This window comes from Brevibacterium oceani (assembly GCF_013623835.1).
GTDB classification, from domain to species: Bacteria; Actinomycetota; Actinomycetes; order Actinomycetales; family Brevibacteriaceae; genus Brevibacterium; species Brevibacterium oceani.
This window is the reverse complement of record NZ_JABKDE010000010.1, coordinates 113,911-136,790: the sequence shown is the minus strand read 5'-3', so window position 1 is coordinate 136,790 and position 22,880 is coordinate 113,911. Positions and strand designations below refer to the sequence as shown.

The following is a 22,880-nucleotide window of genomic DNA, read 5'->3' as shown; positions in this document are numbered from 1 at the left end:
GTTCCTCGATCAGTCGTCGGTGGTCGTCAGTCGTCTGAGTTCGTCGGTTGTCTGAGTTCGTCAGTCGTCGGTGTTCTGCGGAGGCAGAGCCGCGATGAAGGGATGGTCTTTGTCGATGACCCCGTGCGCGGCAGCCCCGCCCGGGGAGCCGATGTCGTCGAAGAAGTCGACGTTCGCCGCGTGGTAGTCCTCCCACTCATCGGGCACATCGTCTTCGTAGAAGATCGCCTCGACCGGGCACACGGGTTCGCATGCTCCGCAGTCGACGCATTCCTCGGGGTGGATGTACAGGGAGCGTTTGCCCTCGTAGATGCAGTCGACCGGGCATTCCTCGATGCAGGCGCGGTCCTTCACGTCGACGCAGGGCTGAGCGATGATGTAGGTCATGGGTTCCTTGCCAGCTTCGGTTCTGGTTTGACCGCGGCGTCGAAAGCGCCGGCGGCGTAGGGGCTGTGGGTGACGACGTCGCCGATGACGACGATGGCAGGTGAGCGCACGCTGCGACGTGCGGCGTGGAAGGCGATCGTGCCGAGCGTGCCGATCGTCACCCGCTGGTTCGCACCGTACCCGTCCTCGATGATCGCGACGGGGCAGTCGCTGCCGCGTTCACCGCGAGCGAGCACTCCCGCCGAGTGGACGAGGGTGCCGATGCCCATGAGCACGACGACCGTGTGGTCGCGTCCCCCGCCGATCTGCTCGATCTGATCGTGCCCGGTGACCACGGTGTACGCGGTGGCCACGCCCCGATGGGTCAGGGGGATCCCCGCGAGCGCGGGAACCGAGTTCGCACTCGTCACTCCGGGCACGACTTGGGTGTCGATGCCGGCCTCACGGCAAGCGAAGACCTCTTCTCCCCCACGCCCGAAGACGAAGGGGTCCCCGCCCTTGAGGCGGACGACGCGGCGGCCGAGTCTCGCCTGTTCGATGAGGATCTCGTTGATCCTCGACTGCGGCACCGGGTGGTGGCCCGGCTGTTTGCCGACATCGATGATCTCGGCATCCAGGGGTGCGCCCCGATCCTCGGCGAGCTGATCGATGATCGCACGCGCGCCGAGGCGGTCGGCCACGATGACATCGGCCCGCTCCAAGGCGCGCAGACCGGTGACGGTGAGCAGCCCGAGGTCGCCGGGTCCGGCACCGACGAGCAGCACACTGCCCGCGACTTGGGTGGGAAAGAGACTCATGCGGTCTCCTCGGGGGTGTGGATGCCTGCCGCGAGCGTATTTCCCGACTGCGGGTCGATGATGACGAACGCCCCGGCCGAACCGTGTGCGCGGAAGTCCGCGACCGGCAGTTCGGCCGAGAGCTTCACCGTGGCCTGGCCGATGTCGTTGCCGGCGAGCACCTCGGCGGCCTCCGTCTGCGCTGTGGCGAGGTTGCGTTTGGTCTCGATCGTGACGATGCCCTTGACGGTCGTCGTCCCGGTCTTCACCAGCACCCGATCGCCCGTGCGCAGCCCCTCGGAGGTGAAGGGGAACACCTCGGCGCGCAGTTCCTTCCGAGCCGGCGGCAGGGTTCCGGCACCGGCGATGACGGTGCCGCGTGCGGTGTCGATGTCATCGGCCAGGCGCAGCGCCACCGACTGTGGGGCGCCCGCGGTCTGAAGCGGCCCGTCGGCGGTGTCGATACCGGTGACCCTCGTGCGGATCCCGGCCGGGTGGACGTCGATCTCATCGCCGAGGCTGACCCGCCCTGAGGTGATCTGACCGGCCACGGCCCGGTAGTCCCGGAAATCATCGGCGTCGAGTCCCGGTGCGAGCCCGCCCTGGGGGCGCAGCACGGTCTGAACGTCGAGGCGGAAGGGTTCGAGATCCGCGGTGTCCTCATCCTTGCTCGGCAGGGTCTCGAGCAGGTCGAGCAACGCCGGGCCTTGGTACCAGGGGGTGTTGTCCGAGGTGGTGGCGATGTTGTCGCCGGCCAGCGCGGACATCGGGATGATGTGCGGGGACTCGAGCCCCACCTCGGCGGCGATGTCGGCGACCTCCCGTTCGACGGCCTCGATCGCGGTCTGATCGTAGTCGAGGAGGTCGATCTTGTTCACGGCGATGATGACGTGGCGGATGCCCAGCCGGGAGACCACGGTCAGGTGCCGGCGGGTCTGCTCGGTGGGGCGGTTGCGGGCGTCGATGAGGACGACGACGGCATCGGCGGTCGTGGCCCCGGTGACCATGTTCCGGGTGTACTGCACGTGCCCGGGGCAGTCGGCGAGGATGAACGAGCGGCGGTCGGTCGCGAAGTAGCGGTAGGCGACGTCGATGGTGATGCCCTGTTCGCGTTCGGCGCGCAGACCGTCGGTGAGCAGGGCGAAGTCGAATTCGCCGCCGAGGAAGCCGCGTTCCCGGCTGGTCGCGGTCACGGCTTCGAGCTGGTCGGCGAGGATCGCCTTCGCATCGTGGAGGAGTCGGCCGACGAGGGTGGACTTGCCGTCGTCGACGGATCCGGCGGTGGCGAAGCGCAGCAGCGTCTTCGTCTTCGCGTCCACGACGGCGGTGGTCGGTTCCGGGGTTGTGGTTTCTGGGGTGGTTGCAGTCTCTGCGGTGGTGGTTGTCGTCATCAGAAGTATCCGTCCTTCTTGCGGTCTTCCATGGCCGCGGCCGAGATCCGGTCGTCGGCGCGTGTGGCACCGCGCTCGGTCACGGTGGTGGCGGCCACCTCGGCGAGGATGGAGTCGAAGTCGGCAGCATCGGATTCGACGGCGCCGGTGCAGCTCATGTCGCCGACGGTGCGGTAGCGGACGGTGCGGCGAATGACGTCCTCGTCCTCACGGGGGACGGAGAATTCGCCGGTGGCCCACCACATGTTGTCGCGGTTGAAGACCTCGCGTTCGTGGGCGAAGTAGAGCTCGGGCAGGTCGATGTTCTCCCGGGCGATGTAGCTCCACACGTCGAGTTCGGTGAAGTTCGAGATGGGGAACACGCGCACGTGCTCGCCGGGCAGGTGGCGGCCGTTGTAGATGTTCCACAGCTCGGGGCGCTGGTTGCTCGGGTTCCAGCCGCCGAACTCATCGCGCAGCGACAGGATCCGCTCCTTCGCCCGGGCCTTGTCCTCGTCCCGGCGGGCCCCGCCGAACACGGCGTCGAATCCGCCGTCGGCGATCGCATCGAGCAGCGGCTGGGTCTGCAGGGTGTTCCGGGTCCCGTCGGGACGTTCGCGCAGCCGACCGTCATCGATGTAATCCTGGACCTTCGCGACCGTGAGGTCGAGGCCGAAACGCTGCGCGGTCTCGTCACGGAAGCGGATGATCTCCGGAAAGTTGTGGCCGGTGTCGACGTGGAGGAGCCCGAAGGGGATCTTCGCCGGCCAGAAGGCCTTCGCCGCAAGGTGGAGGACCGTCACGGAGTCCTTGCCGCCGGAGAACAGCAGCACGGGCTTCTCGAACTCGGCGGCGACCTCACGGATGATGTGGATCGCTTCGGATTCCAAGACGTCGAGGGTCGACAGGGCGGTGGCAGCGTTTGGGGTTGTCTGGGCCGCCTCGGTTGCCTGGGCTGATTGGGCTGTCTGGCCGGTCTGGGTTCGGGGTGCGTGGTCGATGCTCATGTGTGGAGTCCGCATTCTGTTTTGTTCGTTCCTGCCCACCGGCCGGCGCGGGGGTCTTCACCCTCGGCGACGGGGCGGGTGCAGGGCTGGCATCCGATCGACGGGTAGCCCTGCGACAGCAGTGGGTTGACGGGCACGTCGAAGGCACGTGCGTAGTCGAGGAGGTCATCGAACGACCACGAAGCCAAGGGGTTGACCTTGACCAGACCGTTCTTGTCATCGAAGGTGATCAGCGGGGTATTCGCCCTGGTCGGAGCCTCGTCGCGGCGGACCCCGGTGAACCAGAGCTCGTAGCCTTCCAGCGACTTCTTCAAGGGTGCGACCTTGCGGCGGGCACAGCACAGGCCGGGGTCGCGGGCGAAGAGGTCCTTGCCGAATTCGGCGTCCTGTTCGGGCACCGTCTGCTCCGGGAGGACGTCGACGATGTGGACATCGACGCGGCGGGCCACCTCGTTGCGGGTGGTGTAGGTCTCCGGGAAGTGATAGCCGGTGTCGAGGAAGAGGACGTCGACGCCGGGCAGGTACTGGGCGACGTAGTGCGGCAGGGCGGCGTCGGCCATCGAGCAGGCCACGGCACAGGCCGCGGTGTCGAAGTGTCGCGAGATCCAGCGGATGACGTCGGCGGGGTTGGCCTCGGCCACCCCGTTGTCCGGGTCACCGCCGAGCTCACGAGCCCCCGCCTCGGCGATGGCTTTGAGCTCGTCGATCGGGCGCGGTTCGGGACGGTGGCGCTCGGTCGTTGCGGTGGGGTTGTTTGGGGCGGTGTTTGGGGCTGGGTTCGTGGCGGTGTTCGTGTGCGTGCTCATGTCAGTTCCTCCTCGTCGACGCGGTGGGCCCATTCGGAGAACGTCTCGGTCTCGGTGCGGCCGGCGAGGAACCTGCGCACGAGTGTCTCGACGTAGTCGCTGAGGTGATCGGCGGTGACCTTGAGACCGCGGACGGTGCGGCCGAGTCCGGCCTCGTCGCGGTCCTTCGAGGCCAGTCCCCCGCCGACGTGGACCTGGAAGCCGGGGACCTGCTCGCCGTCGTCGGTGGTGACGATCTGGCCTTTCAGCCCGATGTCGGCGGTCTGGATGCGGGCGCAGGAGTTCGGGCAGCCGTTGAGGTGGAGGCTGATCGGGTGGGGCAGGTCGTCGATGTCGGCCAGGCGCTCTTCGAGCTTCGTGATGGTGTCGGCGGCGGTCTGCTTGGTCTCGACGATGGCGAGTTTGCAGTATTCGATGCCGGTGCACGCCATCGTCGAACGGCGGAAGAGGTCCTTGCGGCTGGACAGGCCGAGTTCGTCGAGTTCGGCGACGACGGCGTCGACATCTGATTCCTCGATGTCGAGCAGCAGGATCTTCTGGTGCGGTGTCGTGCGCAGGCGGGTCGAGCCGTACTTGTCGGCGAGGTCGGCGATCTGACCGAGCAGGGTTCCCGAGACGCGACCGACGATGGGGCTGACGCCGATGTAGTAGCGGCCGTCCTTCTGCTTGTGCACGCCGACGTGGTCACCGGCGGTGATCGGCTTGGTCGGTGCCGGTCCGTCGGCGAGCTGGTAGCCGAGGTATTCGGTCTCGAGGACCTCGCGGAACTTCTCCGGACCCCAGTCGGCGAGCAGGAACTTCAGGCGGGCCTTGTTGCGCAGGCGGCGGAAACCGTAGTCGCGGAAGATCGAGGTCACGCCGAGCCAGGTCTCGACGACCTGGTCGGGGGCGACCCAGGTGCCGAGGCGTTCGGCGAAGCGGGGGACGACGGACAGGGCGCCGCCGACCCACAGGTCGTAGCCGATGCCGTGTTCGGGGTGGTCGACGGCGACGAAGGAGCAGTCGTTGATCTCGTGGACGACGTCCTGGCTGGGGTGGCCGGTGATCGCGGTCTTGTACTTGCGCGGCAGGTTCGACAGGGACTGGTCGCCGATGTAGCGGCGCGAGATCTCTTCGATCGCCGGGGTCGGGTCGATGAGTTCATCGGCGGCGACGCCGGCTACGGGTGAGCCCAGGATGACGCGCGGGACGTCGCCGCAGGCCTCGGTGGTCTGCAGGCCGACGGCTTCGAGGCGGTTCCAGACCTCGGGGACGTTCTCGATCTCGATCCAGTGCAGCTGGATGTTCTGCCGGTCGGTGAGATCGGCGGAGTCGCGGGCGAAGTCCTTCGAGATGTCGGCGATCGTGCGCAGCTGCTCGGTGGTGAGCTTCCCGCCGTCGATGCGGACCCGGAGCATGAAGTATTCGTCTTCGAGCTCATGGGGTTCGAGCTTCGCAGTGCGTCCGCCGTCGATGCCGGGCTTGCGCTGGGTGTACAGGCCCCACCAGCGGAAGCGGCCGTGGAGATCGGAGGGGTCGATCGAGGCGAACCCCTGCTTCGAGTAGGTCTCCTCGATGCGGGCGCGGACGTTGAGGCCGTTGTCCTCGGCCTTATCGACCTCATTTTTGTTCAACGGTTCGTGGCCGTCGACCTTCCACTGACCGTTGGACTTCTTCGGTCGGGCAGGTTTCTTCGCGCGCGGCGAGTCGGCTGCGGGGTTCGTGTGCTCTTCCACCTTGGTGGACATCGATCGTCTCCAAACGCTGATGGGAGTCAGTGATAGGCCACGCTACAAGAGGAGGCGATTGCTCAACACTTTGTCTTACCTAACTTCCGACACATTGCGACACATGCCGTCATAGAACGGAAGAATTCACGCGGGCAGGAGGCACGATGGAGAGATAGGTTCGTCAGGCTTTCTGTCGGCGGCCCGCACGCTCGGCAAAGGCGTCGATCGCGAACAGCACCTCGTCACTGCGCCAGAACGGCCCAAGCTTGTGCTCATTCTTCGACGTGAGGATCCCTGCTTCAACGAGAGCTTTGAGAGGTGGGTAGACGTTCGGCTGCGCAACCCCCAACTCGTCGGCGGCCGCTGCCGAGTTGAGCACTGGGCGGGCGACGAGCACGTCGAGCAAGCGCCAGGCATTCGAATGCCTTCTCACCGTCAGCGTCGAATTCCACCGCTCCCTGATTTCGCGCAGGTCAGCCACGAGCTGAGTGCTGTTTTCGATCGCCCGGAAAGCAGCCTCGGCGAAGATCCGAACGATCGGGTTGATGTTGCCCTCTCGGTATTCCGTCAGCGCACGGTGATAACGCTTCACATCCGTGAGCAGCCCAGCAGAGACGGGGACAGCGACATTTCGAGTAATGCCTCTCTGCCTCAGCATGGCCTGCACGATTGCTCGACCGGTTCGGCCGTTGCCGTCGGTGAACGGGTGGATCGTTTCGAACTGCGCGTGGGTGATGGCGATCGACGTCATCGCCGGGATACCCGAGCGACCGGCGAACAGGGCCAGATCGTCGATGAGTTCCGCAACCCGACTGTGATGGGGCGGCACGAATTCCGCACCGATCGGCGAATCCGACCGTGTGCCGATCCACACTTGCTCTGCCCTGAACTCTCCTGGGGTGTGGCGCGGGTCCACGTCCATAAGCACTTCATGGATTGATCGCACCGATGCTGCGGTCAGCGCCCGCACATCGCTGAGCGCGGAGAGCAGCGCCCTTGTGTTGGCGGCGATCAGTTCCGCGTTGCTGCCCGCACGCGCTCCCAGCTCAGCCGAGAAGATTGCGCGGGCACTGGCCGTGAGATTCTCGATCTGCGATGACGAAGCAGCTTCCGAGCGCAGGAGGACGGGGCCCAAACCGGCCAGGTCGAGCCCCAGCTCGGCGTCGAACCTGCTGAGGCCGCGAGCCGCTTCTTCAGCAAGGGCATTCACTTCGCGGTCGATGACCGGAGTGAGATCGGAGATCCTGGGAGGAACCGAAGCTTCGTACCTCATGAATCTCGCCTGGCTCACCGCCCCCGGGCCGAAACCCGCTCGAGGCACCCATTCGTGGACTTCGCTGTCCAAGCTCGGCCACTCGTACGGTGAACCCTGATCTCCGTTCGTCCTGTTGGAACTCATAATCATCGCCTCCAGTTTTTATGAGCTTATCTGGTTTCTCATAAAATCGAGAGAAGTAAGTTATGAGTTCAGGAACCGGTCGCGGACGATATCGACGAGCAGTTCAGGGATTGTAGGGCGCTGAAACTCGGCAGCTTCCGCAGCTGACTGCGGATCAGACTCTGGAAGTCGCTGGTGCTCGCCCGAGGTCAGCAGGGGCGAACTGAGGACATTCTGCGTGTCCGAGATCAGGCCTCGGGCGAGGTCGTCGAAGAAGCCGGGAGCGAGCAGATAGTTGGCCAGAACGAGGCGATTCACCGCCGATGCATTCTGCTCAATAAAGCCTTTGAGCGGAGTTCCCGCACCGGCGAGAAAGCCGACGGAGACGGGGCGGCCGAGTTCCTGCGCCAGGAGTTCCCCCATCTCGCGACAGGATTCGTTGGCGCGCTCGTCACTCGAACCCGCTGCAGCGAGGACGATCTCGTCGTCAGCGCGCAGCGTTGGGAGACGTTCGGCGAGGACCCTCGCAAGTCGGGGGTCTGGTCCCAGTGTCGGGGTCAGGCGGATGTCGCGGGCGGTATCTCCGGCACGGGCGGCCGCCTCGGCGGGGTTCGTGTCATCGGCACGAGCGGCCGCCTCGGCGGGGTTCGCGTCATCGGCACGAGCGGCCGCCTCGGCGGGGTTCGCGTCATCGGCACGAGCGGCCGCCTCGGCGGGGTTCGCGTCATCGGCACGATCGGCTTTCTGCGCACGAACGACCGCCGCGGAGAGGTCGACGTGTACGTGATATCCGGGCGAGAGCAACAGCGGGACGAGCACGACGGGTCGATCATGTGGCAGACGATCGATCACCTCGTCGACATCGGGCTGCTGGACATCCACGTGCCCGAGCATCACCTCGTCGACGAGCCCGCGTTCGCGCAGATCACGGGCCACCGCGGCCGCGAGTGCTTCGATGAGACTCTGCCCGACGGACGATGAGGTGCCGTGGGAGATGAGGCCGAGCGACGGCAGGCCACTAGATGCACCGCCCCTCACCGCAGGCGCCCCTGCGACGCCCAGACGCGGGTGCGGGCGCACGACCGGGCGGGGCGAGTACGGGCGACTCCGGTTGCGTTCATCCGAATAGGGTATCCGACCCGACGCGGTGCCGGTGACTGAAGTGTCATTTACGCCGCGCAGACTGCCCCACTTCGTCGGGTATCTCGCTCAAGGCCGCGCGCGGATTTCGACCCGCACCACGCTCCGCCTCCCTCGTTCAAGGCGGCGCGCAGATTTCGACCCGCCCTGCACCCCACCGATCTCGCTCAAGGGCACGCTCGTCTGTCGATAGGTGCGCCTTTCGACAGACGCGTTGCTGCTTGATCGAGCGGATTCGACGAGGCGACTCAGCGCTGCTTGTACACCTTTCGAGCCATAATGACGCCGATGAGCGAGAGCAGGGACAGGGCCGCGTAGTAGAAGCCGGGCACGGTCAGCACTCCGGTCGCGCTGAGCAGGGCAGTGAGGATGAGCGGGGCGAAGCCGCCGAAGATCGCGACACCGAAGCTGTAGGCGATGGTCATGCCCGAGCTGCGCACGTGCACGGGGAACAGTTCCGACAGCAGTGCGGGCATCGGGCCGAAGTAGAAGACCATGAACAGGCCGACGACCGCCTCGCACAGGGTGAGGACGGCGATGGAGGGGTTCGCGGTCAGGAGGATGAACATCGGCCATGCGACGATGATGCCCACGATCGTCGTCGGGATCATCACGGTCGTCGGTCCGACTCGGTCGGCCAGGCTGCCCGCAAACGGGGCACCGATCAGGGTGATGACGCCTGCGACAACGGCGCCGGGGAACGCAGCCCACGGTTCGAGGCCGAGGTTGCCGACGGCGAACTGCGGCAGGAACGTGATGAGGTAGACGGAGATCGTGGCCATGGCGATGATGAGGAACGCCGAGAACAGGCGGCCGAAGTTCTGGCCGAGGAGGACGCGCAGCGGGTTGTCGGTCTTCTCGGCGGCCTTGAATTCAGGCGTATCTTCCATCGTCGAGCGGATGTACCAGCCGACGGGGCCGATGAGCAGGCCGAGCGCGAAGGCCACCCTCCAGCCCCAGGAGTGCAGGGCTTCTTCGCTGAGCGCCGAGCTGAAGATCCAGGAGATGCCGGCGGCCAGGAACATCGAGATGCCCTGGGTCGCGGTCTGGAAGGAGGCGTAGAAGGCCTTGCCGCGTTTGGCGTTCTCGGTGAGGAAGGCGGTGGCCGAACCGAATTCGCCGCCGGCGGAGATGCCCTGGATGATGCGGGCGATGATGAGGCCGATCGCCGCCCACACGCCGATGACGGACTCGCCGGGCAGGACGACGATGATGAACACGCCGAGCGTCATCAGGCCGATCGTCAGCGACAGGGCGGACTTGCGGCCGTGCTTGTCGGCGTAACGGCCGATGAGGACGGCGCCGAGGGGTCGGACGACGAAGGTGATGGCGAAGGTCGCCCAGGTCATCAGCTGCGCCGACAGTCCCTCGCCCGGGTAGAAGACCACGGCGATGGAGGTCGCCATGAACCCGAAGAGGATGATGTCGTACCACTCGAGGGCGTTGCCCAGTCCGGCCGCCACTACGGCTTTGCGGGCCCGCGACTTCTCTTCGCGGGTGACCTCGATCATCTCACTCATTGCACGCCTCTTCTGCTTGTTCGAGGATGCCTGCGTCCTTGCTCGTCATCCGGATGTCCGCGGCGCGAGGGCCGCTTATGTATCAGCAGACGAGTCTAGACCTGTGGGATTCGGGCGCAAGAGGCTGTCTCAGTGGGTGGCGGCACTGGCCGGCGGGCCGCTGAATTGAACACTTTGCAGGACTCAAAATGAACAGATTGCAGGCCCTACCTCCTACTCCATCGTGCTCGGAGCACACGGTGGCCCCGATGCTTCGAGACGAAGGCCGGGTCCACCACCGTGTCACACCCACTTGTTACGATCACGATATGTCGACCGAAGCCCGGAACCCTTCCCCTGCCGCTGCGGTCGAAGTCCGCGGCGCACGCGTGCACAACCTGCAGGGCATCGACATCGACGTGCCTCTGAATACCCTCGTCGCCATCGCCGGAGTCTCCGGTTCGGGCAAGTCGTCCCTGGCCATGGGCATCCTCTACGCCGAGGGGTCGCGCCGCTACATCGAAGCCCTGTCCACCTACACGCGCCGCCGAATGGGACAAGCCGCACGTGCCGAGGTCGACAGGGTCCGCCACATCCCCGCGGCCCTGGCCCTGCGCCAGCGCCCGGGAGTCCCCGGAGTCCGCTCGACATTCGGCACCTCGACCGAGCTCCTCAACGTCGTCCGGCTGATGTTCTCCCGGCTGGCCTCCCATGTCTGCCCGAACGGGCACCGGCAGGAACCGACACTCGACGTCGCTGCCGAAGAACCCTTCGACTGCCCCGAATGCGGTGAGACCGTCCAGGCTCCCGGCGCCGAGGCGCTGGCCTTCAATTCCGGTGGCGCATGTCCCCGCTGCGAGGGCATCGGCACGATCAGAGAGGTCGATGACGCCTCCCTCGTCCGCGACCCGGACATGAGCATCGACGACGGCACCGTCATCCCCTGGCAGATGTTCGGCTTCAATGTCCAACCCCAGATCGCCCGCGAATTCGGTGTCCGCACCGACGTGCCGTGGCGCGACCTGAAGGAGTGGGAACGGGACATCGTCTTCGCCGGCCCCGAGGAGAAGAAGCACATCACGGTCACCTCGAAGAAGGGTCTGCACGACCTCGACTTCACCTTCCGCAATGCCCGACTGACGGTGACCGAAGAACTCAAACGCGCCGACACTGACAAACGCCTGGCCAGAGTCAGCCGCTTCCTCAGCGAACGTGTGTGCCCCGACTGCCACGGCACCCGCCTCTCCCCCGCCACCCGGGCACCGCGCATCGGCGAACTCGGACTCGCCGAGGCAACCGCGATGACCCTCGAGGAACTCGTCGACTGGGCCGTTGACGTCCCTGCTGGACTCCCCGCACCGATGCGTCCGATGGCGCAGGCCCTGGTCGACACGCTTCTCGGTATGGCCCGTCGCCTGCTCGACCTGGGCCTCGGGTACCTCGCCCTCGACCGAGCCGGTTCCTCGCTGTCGACCGGTGAACGCCAGCGAGTCCAACTCGCCAGGGCAGTGCGCAACGAGACCACCGGCGTCCTCTACGTTCTCGACGAACCCTCGATCGGCCTGCACCCGTCGAACATCGGCGGACTGCAGGGCGTCATCGCCGACCTCCTCGAAGAAGGCAATTCCGTCGTCATGGTCGATCACGACCCGCTCGTCCTCCGTGAAGCGGGCCACCTCATCGAAATCGGGCCCGGTTCGGGCAAGGACGGCGGCACCGTCGTGGCCACCGGCACCGTCGCCGACCTCGGGGACGCTCCGGACTCCCGCATCGGCCCTTACCTCACCGGTCGCGCCGACAGCCTTGTGCGCACTCCGACGCCCGAGTCCGAGGTCTTCGACCACGGCCGGATCCGACTGAGCACCGCACCGATCCACACGGTCCATGCCCTGGAGACGGAGATCCCACGGCAGCGGCTGACCGTGGTGACCGGGGTGTCCGGTTCAGGCAAGAGCACGCTCGTCCTCGACAGCCTCGTCCCCGCCCTCAAAACCGACGATAAGCGGTCGATGCCAGCCCATGTGCGCGAGCTCGATGCCGGTGGGATCGAACGCGTCAACGTCGTCGATGCCACTCCGATCGGCATCAACGTCCGGTCCACGGTGGCGACCTACTCCGGCGTCCTCGACGACCTCCGCCGAACGTATGCCCGCCTCGATTCGGCTGAGGAGGTCGGGCTGGGCGCCGGGGACTTCTCGTACAACACGGGTTCGCTGCGCTGTCCGCGGTGCGAAGGCACGGGCGAGATCAAGCTCGACGTGCAGTTCCTGCCCGATGTCGACATTCCCTGCCCCGAATGCGAGGGGCGCCGTTACAGCCCCGCTGCCGACGAGTACCGTTGCCCCTCCGATGAGGACGACCAGCCGTGGTCGCTGCCCGACCTGTTGGCCCTCACCGTCGCCGAGGCGGTCCCCCACCTTGCCGGAATGCGCAAGGTCCGCGATCGCCTCCTTGCTCTGCAGGACGTGGGGCTCGGATATCTCACCCTCCACGAGGCGACTCCCACCCTCTCCGGTGGAGAGGCTCAGCGTCTCAAGCTCGCCACCGAGCTGGGGAAGTCGCAGAAGCGCACCCTCTTCGTCTTCGACGAACCGACGGTGGGTCTGCATCCCGATGACGTCCGAGTGCTCGTCGGAGTCTTTCAGCAACTGATCGATCAGGGTGGAACGGTGCTCGTCATCGAACACGACCTCGACATGATCGCCAACGCCGACCACATCATCGATCTGGGGCCCGGCGGAGGCGAAGACGGAGGTCGGATCGTCGCTGTCGGAACGCCGCAGCAGGTCTCCGGCGACCCGCACAGCGTGACCGGTGAGTACCTCAGAGTTCACCTGAAGCCGAATTCCGCCGAGTAGTGACAGAGCCGACTCGTGCGCTCGAGCACACTTCCCGGCTCATCTGAGCGACTTCAAGCCCCGCTTGCGGCAGCGCCCACACAGAGGACGAGTCCGATGAGCGAGGCTACGGCCATGCCGATCATTGCACCGGCCATGACCCACAGACGCACTCGGCCCGGTCGAAAGACGAAGCGGGCGATGAGCAGGATCAGGTAGAGCACTCCCGCTATGACGATCGTGGTGATCGCTGTGGGCACCGCCGTGCTGCCGGTGACGATGATCGCCGTGAGCACACTGCCGACGACGATGAGGAAGATCCCACCTGCCACGATCCAGATGGTGCCCGACGAGCTGCGCAGCGCAGGCTGATCACTGATACGACGTGACTCGATCGGTTCGCGTGAACTGTTGTCCATGCGGTCGAATGTACCGAGCGAGCCGTATATCGGCTAGGGGGTGCGATGCCTCAGCCCGGCTCTTCCTCGGTTTCCTTCGCCTTCTCGGCCTTGGTGAAGGCCTGGTACTTCCGAATCACTTCAAGCGCCGGACCGTCGGCGATCAGTTCGCCCTTCTCGATCCACAGCGCACGGTTGCACGTGTCCTTGATCGTGCGCATCGAGTGCGAGACGAGGAAGACGGTACCGGCGTTCTCACGGATGGCGCGGATACGGCCTTCGGAACGGTCACGGAACTTCTTGTCACCGACGTTGAGCGCCTCGTCGACGATGAGGATCTCATGCTGCACCGAGGTCGCGATCGCGAACTTCAGACGCTGGGACATACCCGATGAGTACGTGCGCATCGGCAGATCGATGAAATCCTCAAGACCGGTGAACTCGACGATGTCATTGAACTTCGCGTCGATCTCGTCGTGGGTGAGTCCCAATGCCAGAGAACCGAGAACGATGTTGCGAGCACCGGAGAGGTCCGGGATCAGCGCGGCACCGACGCCGAGGAGGTTCGGCCGTGACGTCGCATAGATCGCGCCCTCGGAGGTCGGAGTCAGCCCGGTGATCGACCGCATGAGCGTGGACTTGCCGGAGCCGTTGCTGCCGATGATGCCGATCGATTCGTTCTTGTGAGCGACGAAGCTGATGCCTTTGAGGGCGTGGACTTCCCTCAGCTCCCGCTTTCGCGTCATCACGTCTTTGCTGCCCAGCTTGAGCTTCTTGCCCGTGGCCAGGGTCTTGTAGCGGACGTGGACGTTGTCGCAGACGACGACGGGCGGGTTGTTCCGGGTCACCTCGGGGAGGCTGCCGGTGTCGAAAGAATTCTCGTCACTCATCACGCCCGAACCTTTCCTCGGCCTGCCAGAAGAACACGAAGCCGATGATGAAGATGCCGAATGCCCAGATGGCCAGGTGCCAGAAGTAGTCGTAGGGAACGACTCCGTCCTTCATGAGGATGCCGCGAGCGATGGACAGCACATTGTTGATGGGCTGCCAATCAGCGAAGGGCTGAAGTGCAGGGTTAATCTTGTCGATCATGACTTTGAGGTCGAAGAAGACGCCCGAGGTGTAGAAGATCATTCGGGAGATGAATGGGGTGACCTGCGACAGGTCCCGGAAGTGGACCGTCGCGCGGGCGAAGATGAACGCCACTCCCTGGTTGAAGACCCAGAACAGGAACACCAGCGGAATGAAGAGGAACCAGTCCCAGCCTGGCCGTGCACCGAACAAGATGACCAACAGCGCCATGAAGATAAAAGTGGGGATGAAGTCGAGCAGGTTCTGGAATACTTTGGCAATAGGCAGAACAATGCGCGGGAACGGCAGCGATTGGACGAGTGAGGCATTCGAGATGATCGACTTCGCGCCGCCGTTCATCGAGGTGTTGAAGAACTCTAGAACGAATACGCCGATGATGACGAAGGGCGCGAAGTCATCGGGGCGTGCGGAGGCGCCTTTCATGATGTAACCGAACACCGTGCCGTAGATGAGGGCAGAGAATCCTGGGCGTAGCAACACCCACAGCATGCCGAGGCGATTGCGCTCGTTCTCGGACTGCATCCGGTACTTCGCCAGCGTGTACGTGAAGTCGCTTCGGTTGAGAAGCTGTTTGACGTACTCGGGCAACGACGGCCGTCCACCAACTCTCTCAAGTCCGTGCTCGGCAGCAAGCCTGGCCATATCCATGAACAGAAGATTCTCTCGTCGGCGACTGGGGATTGAACAGATGAAAAGTCTACGTGATGAGACTAGCGCAGACTCACAGTCGGCTGTGAGCCTTGAAGTCGAAATCGGGGTCATCGATCTGAGCCCGAGTTGGGATGTGGCTACCGCCGAGAACTCGCCTGGCGGCGGCCTGCATCGGCGGCCAATTGAGCGTTTCGACGCCGATGAGCTTCGACTCCGGGTCCGAACCGTCGAAGTGGAAGACCTGGAACTTCGCCCCGGACGGGTCATGCCGGATGATCGTGTCGGTGGCATCGGGGCTGGTCATGCCTGCAGTGAAGACCTTCTCCGGGCCTTGGAGGCTCCAGTGCCAGGGGACGTCTGACCAGGTTGTGGCGCGCATCTCTGTCGTACTCTCGGCGCCACTGACGGCGGTGTCGGCGTCACTGTCGGCCACCTCGGCGGGGCTGTCGGCCATCGTGTCGGCGAGCAGTTCAGCGAGGAACTGACCGTGGCTTTCGGCCACCGGTTCGCAGGCCCATGGGTGATCGAGAGCATAGGGACCGGCGGTCACGATGGCGCAGTCGCCGGCGGCGAAGATGCCAGGGTGAGATGTTGCCAAGCTCTCATCGACATCCCACGCCTCGGCGGGTCGGTCGCCGTCGATGGGGATGAGCCGGGGTCGGGCACCGACGCTGGTGATGAACAGATCATGAACATCTGCGGGAATGTCGTCGGGGCTCGAGGTGTGCGTGACGAATTCGACACCTGCGGCCTTGTGCTTTTCGAGCAAAGCCTGCCGGACCGGAGCGGAGAGCTGTCTGCGCAGGGGTTCGTCCCCGCGCAGGTAGACGGTGGCCTGATGTCCGGCGGCGACCGCCGAGGTGGCGACCTCCATTCCGAGATATCCGGAGCCGAGAACCCCGATGTTGAGCGGCTGCGTGGCCTGCTCCACCCGGTCGAGGATCCAGTCGGCATCGCCGAGGTCGTACACCGGCAGCGCGTCCGGATAGTTCGGGATCTGCGGGCGGTTGGCCTCCATCCCGGTGGCGAGGATGCAGTGAGTGAAGTCGATGGACTCCCCCGACGAAAGATGGACGGTGCCCCCAGTCGTGTGATGGCCGGCGAGCGTATGGGGGTGCCGCTGGGTCTCCGCGGTGTAGCGGGAGTCCGCAGCCGCCTCGGCGAGGGTGATGTCCTCTGCCCAATCACGGACGAAGGTGATGTGCTCGGTCGATTCGAGGTGGTAAGGCAGGTGGTGGCGGGCACCGTCGAAGAGGTGCTTCGACAGGGGCGGGCGCTCGCACGTCTCACCTGCCCGCGGATCGATGATGGTGACCGCCTGCCCGCGCGCGTTCAGCTCCCGCGCCGTCGTGGTCCCGGCCAATCCCCCACCGATGATGACGATCGACTTGCTCATGCCTCCATGCTAATCCTCGCCGAGGCGACCGGGTCGGATGGGCGGGCGCGAAACCGACCTGGTCAGCCCGCAGCGACGAACTCCTGGATGATCTCGGGTGAAGCGTGGATGCACACCATCTTGAGATTCTCGGTTCCGATGTTGCGGAAGCGGTGGACCGTTTCTGCTCCGACGGTGACGACGGCGCCAGTCTCGGCAGTGACAGTTTCGTCATCGACGTCGATGCGCACATGTCCGGACAAAACGATCCATGTCTCCGTATAGGGATGCCAGTGCAGATCGGGGCCCTTTCCTGGTGCGGTGTCGACCCAGAAGAACGAGACGTCAGCCCCATGCTCGGAACCGATGAACTTGGCCGTCGGCGATCCGAGCAGCAGAAGCTCGGAGCGTTGGGTGACGGTGATCATGCCGGTCTGCTCGCTTTGCCGTCGAGCCAGAGCACATCGGAGTCGTCATTGTGTGTGCCGCCGGAGCCGACGTGTTTGGCATCGATCTGCGGGCCCTTCTTGATGACATGGACAAGTGCCATTGCGTGCCCGCGGCCCAGACCGTAGTCGGTCTTGAGCCACTCAAGGACGACGCCGGCTTTGACAGAGTCGGCGTCGTATCCCTTCTCCTCGGCGAGGCCGATGAACTGGCGCGGGGTGAGCCCGGTTTTGTCTTCGATGGTGTCGAGGTAGGCCTGGAACGACATGGGGATCCCTTCGTCATAAGAAGATGCCGAGCGACTCTGCGCGACACCGCGAGGCTCTGCGGCGGTCCTGCCTAGAAGAGAGAATAGCCTCTTCGGCGAGCCCGTTCCACAGTTGCGTGGTCCAGCGCAACCGCGGCCATGGCAGGCGTCTGATGCAACTCGGCACTCAGATGACGCTCGGATGCCTCGTGCCGGCTCACAGCTCCGTGGTCTGAGTGCCGCCGGCAGGTCGGTCGCCGGTGATCTTGGACTTGACCATCTGGAACAGGCCGGAGGCCTTCCCTCCGGGCAGGCCCCAGTGCTGGGCGGAGTGTGTGACGATCTTGATCAGCCCGAGATTCGGGTCCCGGCGGTCATCGAACCACGCCTGAGCGGAATCCGACCACAGCTCGTCGACCTTGGCCTGGTCGTCGACGAACTCGACGCGCCCGGCGACGGAGAGCCAGTTGCCTGCCTCGGCGAAGCTGATATTGACTTCGGGATTCGTCCGCAGCGCCTTCGTCTGGTCGCCGTCGAGGGCGAGGAAGAACCAGACATCGGCGTCCTCGGTGACCTCCTGAGGAGCCATCGGGTGGGCGAGGATCGTGCCGTCGGCCAGTGCGGTGGCGAGCATGACCGAATCGCTGCCGCGCAGGATCTTGACGACATCGGCCCGGTCGAGTTCATCCGTCGCCGCCTTGCCTGCGGGCCTCTGACCGTCACCTGCGGCGGAGACCTGGCCGGCTTCCGTGTCGTCGGTTGCGGAGGTGTCGTCCGCTGGGGAATCGAAGCCGGCGGACGTGCGGGTGGCGGCTCCGGAAGCAGTCGATTCCGGATTCGGAGTCGTCCCGGCGGCCCGTGATTCGTCGGTCGCCGTGTGCGAGCCATCGGGGTTGCGGCGCAGAGTCACACCTTCTTGCTCGGCGGCATTCTGAGCACGTGCCTCGACGTTCCGCTCGGTATAGCCGACCTCGGCGTGAGGATCCATGTCCGACGTCCCGGCCAGCGGCTCGGCAGTCTCGTCCAGTTTCGCTGCGACGTCACGAGCCTTCTCCTCGGCCGGTGACTCGTCACTCTTGTCTCTGTTGCTCATGACCATTTCCCTTCGCAGACGGTTCCTGGCGCTGCAGTCGTTCACGCGAGCCGTGTCCCGTTCACCCGGGCCGTGGTCGGCTGGCGCATCAACGCCTGCACGGTCATTCTCACACGGCTCTCCGGACGGCAACAGCCCCCTTGGGACAGCAACAGCCCTCTTGGAATTGGGACCGAGACGTCTGAGATCCGGAGCCGTGCGGACTGCGCACACAGATGTGGACACGGTCGCGAACACGGGTGCCGGCGTGTTCGGTTTCGGAATCTTCGAGCAGGTGCGAGCACCTCAGTCACCTGCCTACACTGAGGACATGGATGAAGAAGCCAATGTCACTGTCAACGACATCCCCGACGGCGCCACGATCGTCGATGTCCGTGAGGACGATGAGTGGGAGGCCGGCCACATCGAGGGCGCCTTCCACGTTCCACTCGGTGAGCTGCCGGGCCGCCTCGACGATCTGCCCCTCGATGACGACATGTACGTCATATGCCGCACCGGCGGTCGGTCGAACCGCGCCGTGGCCTGGCTGAACCAGAACGGCTTCGATGCATTCAACGTCGAAGGCGGTATGGGAGCCTGGAACCTCGACAACGGCAAACCCATCGTCTCCGAGACCGGCGAAGAGCCCTGGGTCAAGTGAGGACCTCGGGCCGGTGACAGCCTCGGGCCGGTGACGGTGCGCGATTGAGGACGCGCACTCTCAGCAAGAAACTCTTGATAAAGCGGCGAGCGCCGGGTTGCGGATATGCAGCCCGGCGCTCGTCTGTGTGCTGTCGCCTTTGAGCTCTGGGCCGAGCCGACGGCGTCAGAGTTCGGTGGTGTCGGTTCCGCCGCCGGTGCGCTGACCGGTCACCTTGGACTTGACGATCTGAGCCATGGCCGAGAGCTTCCCGCCGGTGAGACCCCAGTGCTGCGCGGAGTCGCTCGTGACCTTGATGAGGCCGAGGTTCGGGTCATTGCGTCCCTGATCGAACCACGCGGCGACGGAATCGTCCCAGAGTTCGTCGATCTTGGCCCGGTCGTCGACGAATTCGACGCGACCTGCGACCGAAAGCCAATTTCCCGCCTCGGCGACGGTGATGTTGACGTACGGATTCGTCCGCAGGGCGGTCGCCTGGTCTCCGTGCAGTCCGAGGAAGAACCAGACGTCGGCGTCCGCGGTGACCTGCTGCGGCACCATCGGGTGCGCGAGCAGCTTGCCGTCATTGAGGGCTGTGGTGAGCATGACGATTCTGCTGTCGTTGAGGATGGTGACGACATCGTCGAGTTCGAGATTCTTCTGGTCGTTGCTCATGGTGCTCTCCCATCGAGGGGTTGAGTGGAGTGTGGGGATCGTGCTGGGTGTCGTGGTTCAGGGCGGTTGCCGTGGTCCACGTCTGGCGCTGTGGCTCAGAGCCGGCGCCGTGAATCAGTCGAGGCCGGATTGCGATTCTTCGACCGCTGTGTGTGAACCGTCGGGGTTGCGGTGCAGGGTCACACCGATCTCGTCGGCCACTCCCTGCAGGCGCTCGTCGCTGTCGTCTTCTGTGTAGCCGACCTCGACTCCGGAATCCACGTTCGAGGTTCCGCCGATCTTCTCGGTCGCCTCGTCGAGCTTGGCTGCGGCGTCTCTCGCTGCGGATTCTGCCGCTGACTCGTCGTCTCTGTTCCTGGTCATGGTGCTCCTTCCGCACGTGAGGGTCACGTGACTGACGGGTGCGTCACTGGTGTGCCACCGTTGCATCGCCCGTCATTTCATTAGCTTAGCTTACGAAATAAACATCGGAATAGTTCGCCATCGAGGGGAACGGGGCTCCTTGATAAAGTTATCAAGCATGAGGTCTGTTCAGATCCGAGGCTTCCAAGTACCGATGACGACCGTTCCCCACTGACCCGAGCTCTAGCCCTCCGTCGCCGGATCGGGGATCTCGTCCGCACGATACTTCGGCAGGCGTGAGGCCGGCAGCGCCGCTGCCAGACTGATCCCGGCGAGAATGAGGAAACCGAGCTTGAGGGTGCGCAGCCGCTGCTGCGAGTTCAGCTCCACCGCATGCTCGACCTGCTCGGGTGTCGCCGTCGTCCCCGAGAGGATCTCCCGCAGCTCGTCGTTGCTGACGAAGTTCGCGTTGTCGAGGTCGACCTGGGCGATCAGCTCCGGCGGGAGCTCGGGATGATCGTCGGCGGCAGACACCAGCCCGGTCGACAGCACCGTGACCAGCAGGGCGCCCATCACCGCAGTGCCGACCGCCGAGGCGAGGTTCTGCGCCGTGCCGCGGATCGACCCGACGTCACCGGCCAGATGCTTCGGTGCGGCCGTGACGAGCACATTGAACACCAAGGTCACAAGCGCACCCTGACCGATGCCGAAGACGATGAGGCCGAGGATCGTCGGCAGGGTCTCCCAGTTGTTCGTCACGACGAACGCCAACCACACCAGCGCCGCCGTCGTCAGCCCGAACGAGAACAGCGCGATGGTGCGCGGGGCGTAGCGCTTGTAGAAGCGGACGATGAGGGTGGCGGTGACGAAGACCGTGAGATTGAACGGCAGCATCGCCAGCGACGTGTCGAAAGGGGTCCGCCCCTGGACGACCTGGATATAGGTCGGGACCGTGAAGTTCACGGCCGCCTCCATGGCGACGATGACGAACATGGCGTAGACGGCCGCCCGTTCGCTCGGCCGACCGAGCACGCTGATGTCGACGAGCGGGACCTTCCCGGCCGCCTTCCGCCGCTTCGTCCACATGAAGAACAGCTGCCCGAGGACGATGCCGACGACGATGAAGACCGGCGCCGGGGACAGCCCGGCGACCGCGAACGGTGCCCCATCCTCGGCGCGGATGATGCCCCACGCGTTGAGGTTGTTGAACCCCATTGTCAGCAGCACAACTGCCGCGCCGATGAGCCCCGAGGCGACGGCGTCGATCCGGATCGACGCATCGCCGCGATCGGACTTGAGCGTGAAGGTCAGGGCGAAGACGACGACGGCGAGCCCGAGTGTGATGAAGAAGATCGGCCGCCATCCCACGAAGGTGCCCAACGTGCCGCCGATGAGGAAGGCGCTCATCCCCGAGAAGGCGCGTGCCGACCCCAGCGACCCGACCGCCGCCGCCTGCTGCGCACCCCGGTAGTTCTCCGCGATGAGTGCGACCAGTGCCGGCACGATGATCGCGGCCGCGGCACCGGCGAGCAGCTGCCCGGTGATGACCCAGGCGACGGTGCGGGAGAAGATCATCAGCAGCGAGGAGGCCGCGAAGACGACGAGCACCACGCGGAAGATGAGCACCCACCCGATGCGCTGCCCCAGCTTCGCGCCGGTCATCACGAGTGCCGCCACGGCGAGTCCGTAGACGACGATCGTCGACGAGGCGACGGTGGGCGGAACGCCGAAGTCCTCGACCATTCCGCCCAGCGAGATCGGCAGTGCCGCCACGTTGAAGGACATGAGGACCTGGGCGAGGAAGAGCCCGATCATCGGGGCCCAGGACCGCCGCTCCTCGGTCTCGTGCGCTGCGGTTTCGGTGGTCATCATCATCCTTTCCATGGGCGTTCGACGGCGTTCGAGGCGAAGAGGTTCATCCCCAGTGCTCGGGAGATGTGGAAGCACGCGCGCTGACCGCGCACGCTGTTGCCCGCGGAGTCCAACCTCGGCGAATAGGTGCCCAACGCACCCTTGCCCGGGGCGATGGCGACGATGCCGCCGGAGACCCCGGATTTCGCGGGCAGACCGATCTCGAAGAGCCACTCCCCGCTGTTCTCGTACATCCCGCACGAGGCGAGCAGGGCCAGGGTGTCGCGGGCGACCTCGGCAGAGACCACGCGGGAGCGGGTCAGCGGGTTGATGCCGCCGTCGGCGAGCGTCGCGCCCATGACCGCGAGATCGTGCGCGGTCACCAACAGCGAGCACTGGCGGGTGTAGACGTCGACGGTGTCGAGCGGGTCGGTGATGATGCGACCGTAGCTCTCGAGCAGACGGGCCAGAGCCTTGTTGCGTTGGTTCGCCTCCATCTCCGACTGGTAGACCCGACCGTCGAGGCGCAGCTGCCGACCGGCGAAGCGGGAGAGCCCGGACCGGATGTTCTCCCATTTCTCCGCCGAGGTGGCCCCGGGCATGAGTGCGGTCGTGGCGATGGCACCGGCGTTGACCATCGAGTTCAGCGGTTTGCCGTCGTTGAGTTCGATGGCCATCACCGAGTTGAACGGGAGTCCCGTGTTGTTCACACCCACGCGTTCGTGGACGAGTTCGGTGCTGCGGGCCTGGCAGACGAGAGCGAAGACGAAGGCCTTCGAGATCGACTGGATGGAGAATTCGAGATCGGCGTCGCCGATCTCATGCACGGCCCCGGCCGATTCGATGAGGCTGAGACCGAACCTGCTCGGGTCCGCCTCGGCGAGGATGGGAATGTAGTCGGCGACCTCGCCATCGTCGAGGCCCAGATATCGCCGGTGGATGTCGGCCAAGGTCGCATCGATGAACGCATCGGCGGGCAGACCGCCGGTGAACGCTCGCTGTGTGATCGATTCCCTCTCAGCCCCGACCATGCCTGTACTCCTCACCACATCGGTGTGGGGTTGTGTGGGGCAGACTTCTGGGCGCCTGTCCGCGCGGTGATTTCACTCTATCTCAGGGTCGTCCTGCTGCACAGGGTCGCGTCCGTACCCCCTTGCTCCCACGCCAGGTTGGGTCTAACG

General features: G+C 65.2%; 22 protein-coding genes. 2 read left to right on the top strand and 20 right to left on the bottom strand.

Annotated features, from left to right (window positions below; genetic code table 11):
- Positions 1–60: 60 nt before the first annotated feature.
- The 9 genes from fdxA to HK401_RS18835 form a co-directional block, all read right to left on the bottom strand.
- Positions 61–387, bottom strand: coding sequence for a ferredoxin (fdxA, locus tag HK401_RS18875; protein ID WP_166969623.1), 327 nt, complete (start codon positions 385–387; stop codon positions 61–63).
- Positions 384–1,184 carry a uroporphyrinogen-III C-methyltransferase gene (gene cobA, locus HK401_RS18870; protein WP_181276193.1) on the bottom strand — a complete coding sequence of 267 codons (801 nt, stop codon included), beginning with the start codon at positions 1,182–1,184 and terminating at the stop codon, positions 384–386. The genes fdxA and cobA overlap by 4 nt, the downstream gene beginning before the upstream one ends.
- On the bottom strand, positions 1,181–2,554 hold the full coding sequence (locus HK401_RS18865; protein ID WP_181276192.1) for a sulfate adenylyltransferase subunit 1: 1,374 nt from the start codon (positions 2,552–2,554) through the stop codon (positions 1,181–1,183). The genes cobA and HK401_RS18865 overlap by 4 nt, the downstream gene beginning before the upstream one ends.
- A complete protein-coding gene (gene cysD / locus HK401_RS18860; protein ID WP_181276191.1) occupies positions 2,554–3,540 on the bottom strand; it encodes a sulfate adenylyltransferase subunit CysD in 987 nt (328 codons plus the stop codon). The genes HK401_RS18865 and cysD overlap by 1 nt, the downstream gene beginning before the upstream one ends.
- A complete protein-coding gene (locus tag HK401_RS18855) occupies positions 3,537–4,346 on the bottom strand; it encodes a phosphoadenylyl-sulfate reductase (RefSeq protein WP_181276190.1) in 810 nt (269 codons plus the stop codon). The genes cysD and HK401_RS18855 overlap by 4 nt, the downstream gene beginning before the upstream one ends.
- Complete coding sequence (locus HK401_RS18850; RefSeq protein ID WP_181276189.1) at positions 4,343–6,073, bottom strand: nitrite/sulfite reductase; 1,731 nt, start codon at positions 6,071–6,073, stop codon at positions 4,343–4,345. Before HK401_RS18850 ends, HK401_RS18855 begins: the two co-directional genes overlap by 4 nt.
- Before the next feature lie 163 nt (positions 6,074–6,236).
- Positions 6,237–7,400, bottom strand: a complete 1,164-nt coding sequence (locus HK401_RS18845) for a Fic family protein (protein ID WP_258234335.1) — start codon at positions 7,398–7,400, stop codon at positions 6,237–6,239.
- A 114-nt stretch (positions 7,401–7,514) separates the two neighbouring features.
- Positions 7,515–8,471, bottom strand: coding sequence for a sirohydrochlorin chelatase (locus tag HK401_RS18840; protein WP_309136047.1), 957 nt, complete (start codon positions 8,469–8,471; stop codon positions 7,515–7,517).
- A 350-nt stretch (positions 8,472–8,821) separates the two neighbouring features.
- Positions 8,822–10,093, bottom strand: coding sequence for an MFS transporter (locus HK401_RS18835; protein WP_181276187.1), 1,272 nt, complete (start codon positions 10,091–10,093; stop codon positions 8,822–8,824).
- Between the two features lie 308 nt (positions 10,094–10,401).
- On the opposite strand from HK401_RS18835, the gene HK401_RS18830 reads away from it, so the two are divergent.
- On the top strand, positions 10,402–12,930 hold the full coding sequence (locus HK401_RS18830; protein ID WP_181276186.1) for an excinuclease ABC subunit UvrA: 2,529 nt from the start codon (positions 10,402–10,404) through the stop codon (positions 12,928–12,930).
- A 53-nt stretch (positions 12,931–12,983) separates the two neighbouring features.
- Here HK401_RS18830 and HK401_RS18825 read toward each other — a convergent pair whose 3' ends face one another.
- From HK401_RS18825 to HK401_RS18795, 7 genes are all read right to left on the bottom strand, one after another.
- Positions 12,984–13,328 (bottom strand): hypothetical protein, encoded by a 345-nt coding sequence (locus tag HK401_RS18825; RefSeq protein ID WP_181276185.1) that lies wholly within the window; start codon positions 13,326–13,328, stop codon positions 12,984–12,986.
- A gap of 50 nt (positions 13,329–13,378) precedes the next feature.
- Entirely contained in the window at positions 13,379–14,197 is an 819-nt protein-coding gene (locus HK401_RS18820) for an ABC transporter ATP-binding protein (protein ID WP_181276184.1), read from the bottom strand.
- Entirely contained in the window at positions 14,190–15,047 is an 858-nt protein-coding gene (locus HK401_RS18815) for an ABC transporter permease (protein ID WP_181276183.1), read from the bottom strand. The genes HK401_RS18820 and HK401_RS18815 overlap by 8 nt, the downstream gene beginning before the upstream one ends.
- Positions 15,048–15,120: 73 nt before the next feature.
- A complete protein-coding gene (locus HK401_RS18810; RefSeq protein WP_181276182.1) occupies positions 15,121–16,446 on the bottom strand; it encodes an FAD-dependent oxidoreductase in 1,326 nt (441 codons plus the stop codon).
- A 62-nt stretch (positions 16,447–16,508) separates the two neighbouring features.
- Complete coding sequence (locus tag HK401_RS18805) at positions 16,509–16,853, bottom strand: cupin domain-containing protein (protein ID WP_181276181.1); 345 nt, start codon at positions 16,851–16,853, stop codon at positions 16,509–16,511.
- Entirely contained in the window at positions 16,850–17,140 is a 291-nt protein-coding gene (locus tag HK401_RS18800) for a DUF4287 domain-containing protein (RefSeq protein WP_181276180.1), read from the bottom strand. The genes HK401_RS18805 and HK401_RS18800 overlap by 4 nt, the downstream gene beginning before the upstream one ends.
- 196 nt (positions 17,141–17,336) lie before the next feature.
- Complete coding sequence (locus HK401_RS18795) at positions 17,337–18,212, bottom strand: pyridoxamine 5'-phosphate oxidase family protein (protein ID WP_258234334.1); 876 nt, start codon at positions 18,210–18,212, stop codon at positions 17,337–17,339.
- Between the two features lie 310 nt (positions 18,213–18,522).
- On the opposite strand from HK401_RS18795, the gene HK401_RS18790 reads away from it, so the two are divergent.
- Positions 18,523–18,852, top strand: a complete 330-nt coding sequence (locus tag HK401_RS18790; protein WP_181276178.1) for a rhodanese-like domain-containing protein — start codon at positions 18,523–18,525, stop codon at positions 18,850–18,852.
- A 165-nt stretch (positions 18,853–19,017) separates the two neighbouring features.
- Here the strand turns inward: HK401_RS18790 and HK401_RS18785 are convergent, their stop codons facing one another.
- The 4 genes from HK401_RS18785 to glsA form a co-directional block, all read right to left on the bottom strand.
- Positions 19,018–19,506, bottom strand: coding sequence for a pyridoxamine 5'-phosphate oxidase family protein (locus HK401_RS18785; RefSeq protein WP_181276177.1), 489 nt, complete (start codon positions 19,504–19,506; stop codon positions 19,018–19,020).
- Between the two features lie 114 nt (positions 19,507–19,620).
- Positions 19,621–19,869, bottom strand: coding sequence for a hypothetical protein (locus HK401_RS18780; protein WP_181276176.1), 249 nt, complete (start codon positions 19,867–19,869; stop codon positions 19,621–19,623).
- A 222-nt stretch (positions 19,870–20,091) separates the two neighbouring features.
- Positions 20,092–21,717 (bottom strand): MFS transporter, encoded by a 1,626-nt coding sequence (locus HK401_RS18775; RefSeq protein WP_258234333.1) that lies wholly within the window; start codon positions 21,715–21,717, stop codon positions 20,092–20,094.
- A 2-nt stretch (positions 21,718–21,719) separates the two neighbouring features.
- On the bottom strand, positions 21,720–22,730 hold the full coding sequence (gene glsA, locus HK401_RS18770) for a glutaminase A (protein ID WP_181276175.1): 1,011 nt from the start codon (positions 22,728–22,730) through the stop codon (positions 21,720–21,722).
- Positions 22,731–22,880 lie beyond the last annotated feature (150 nt).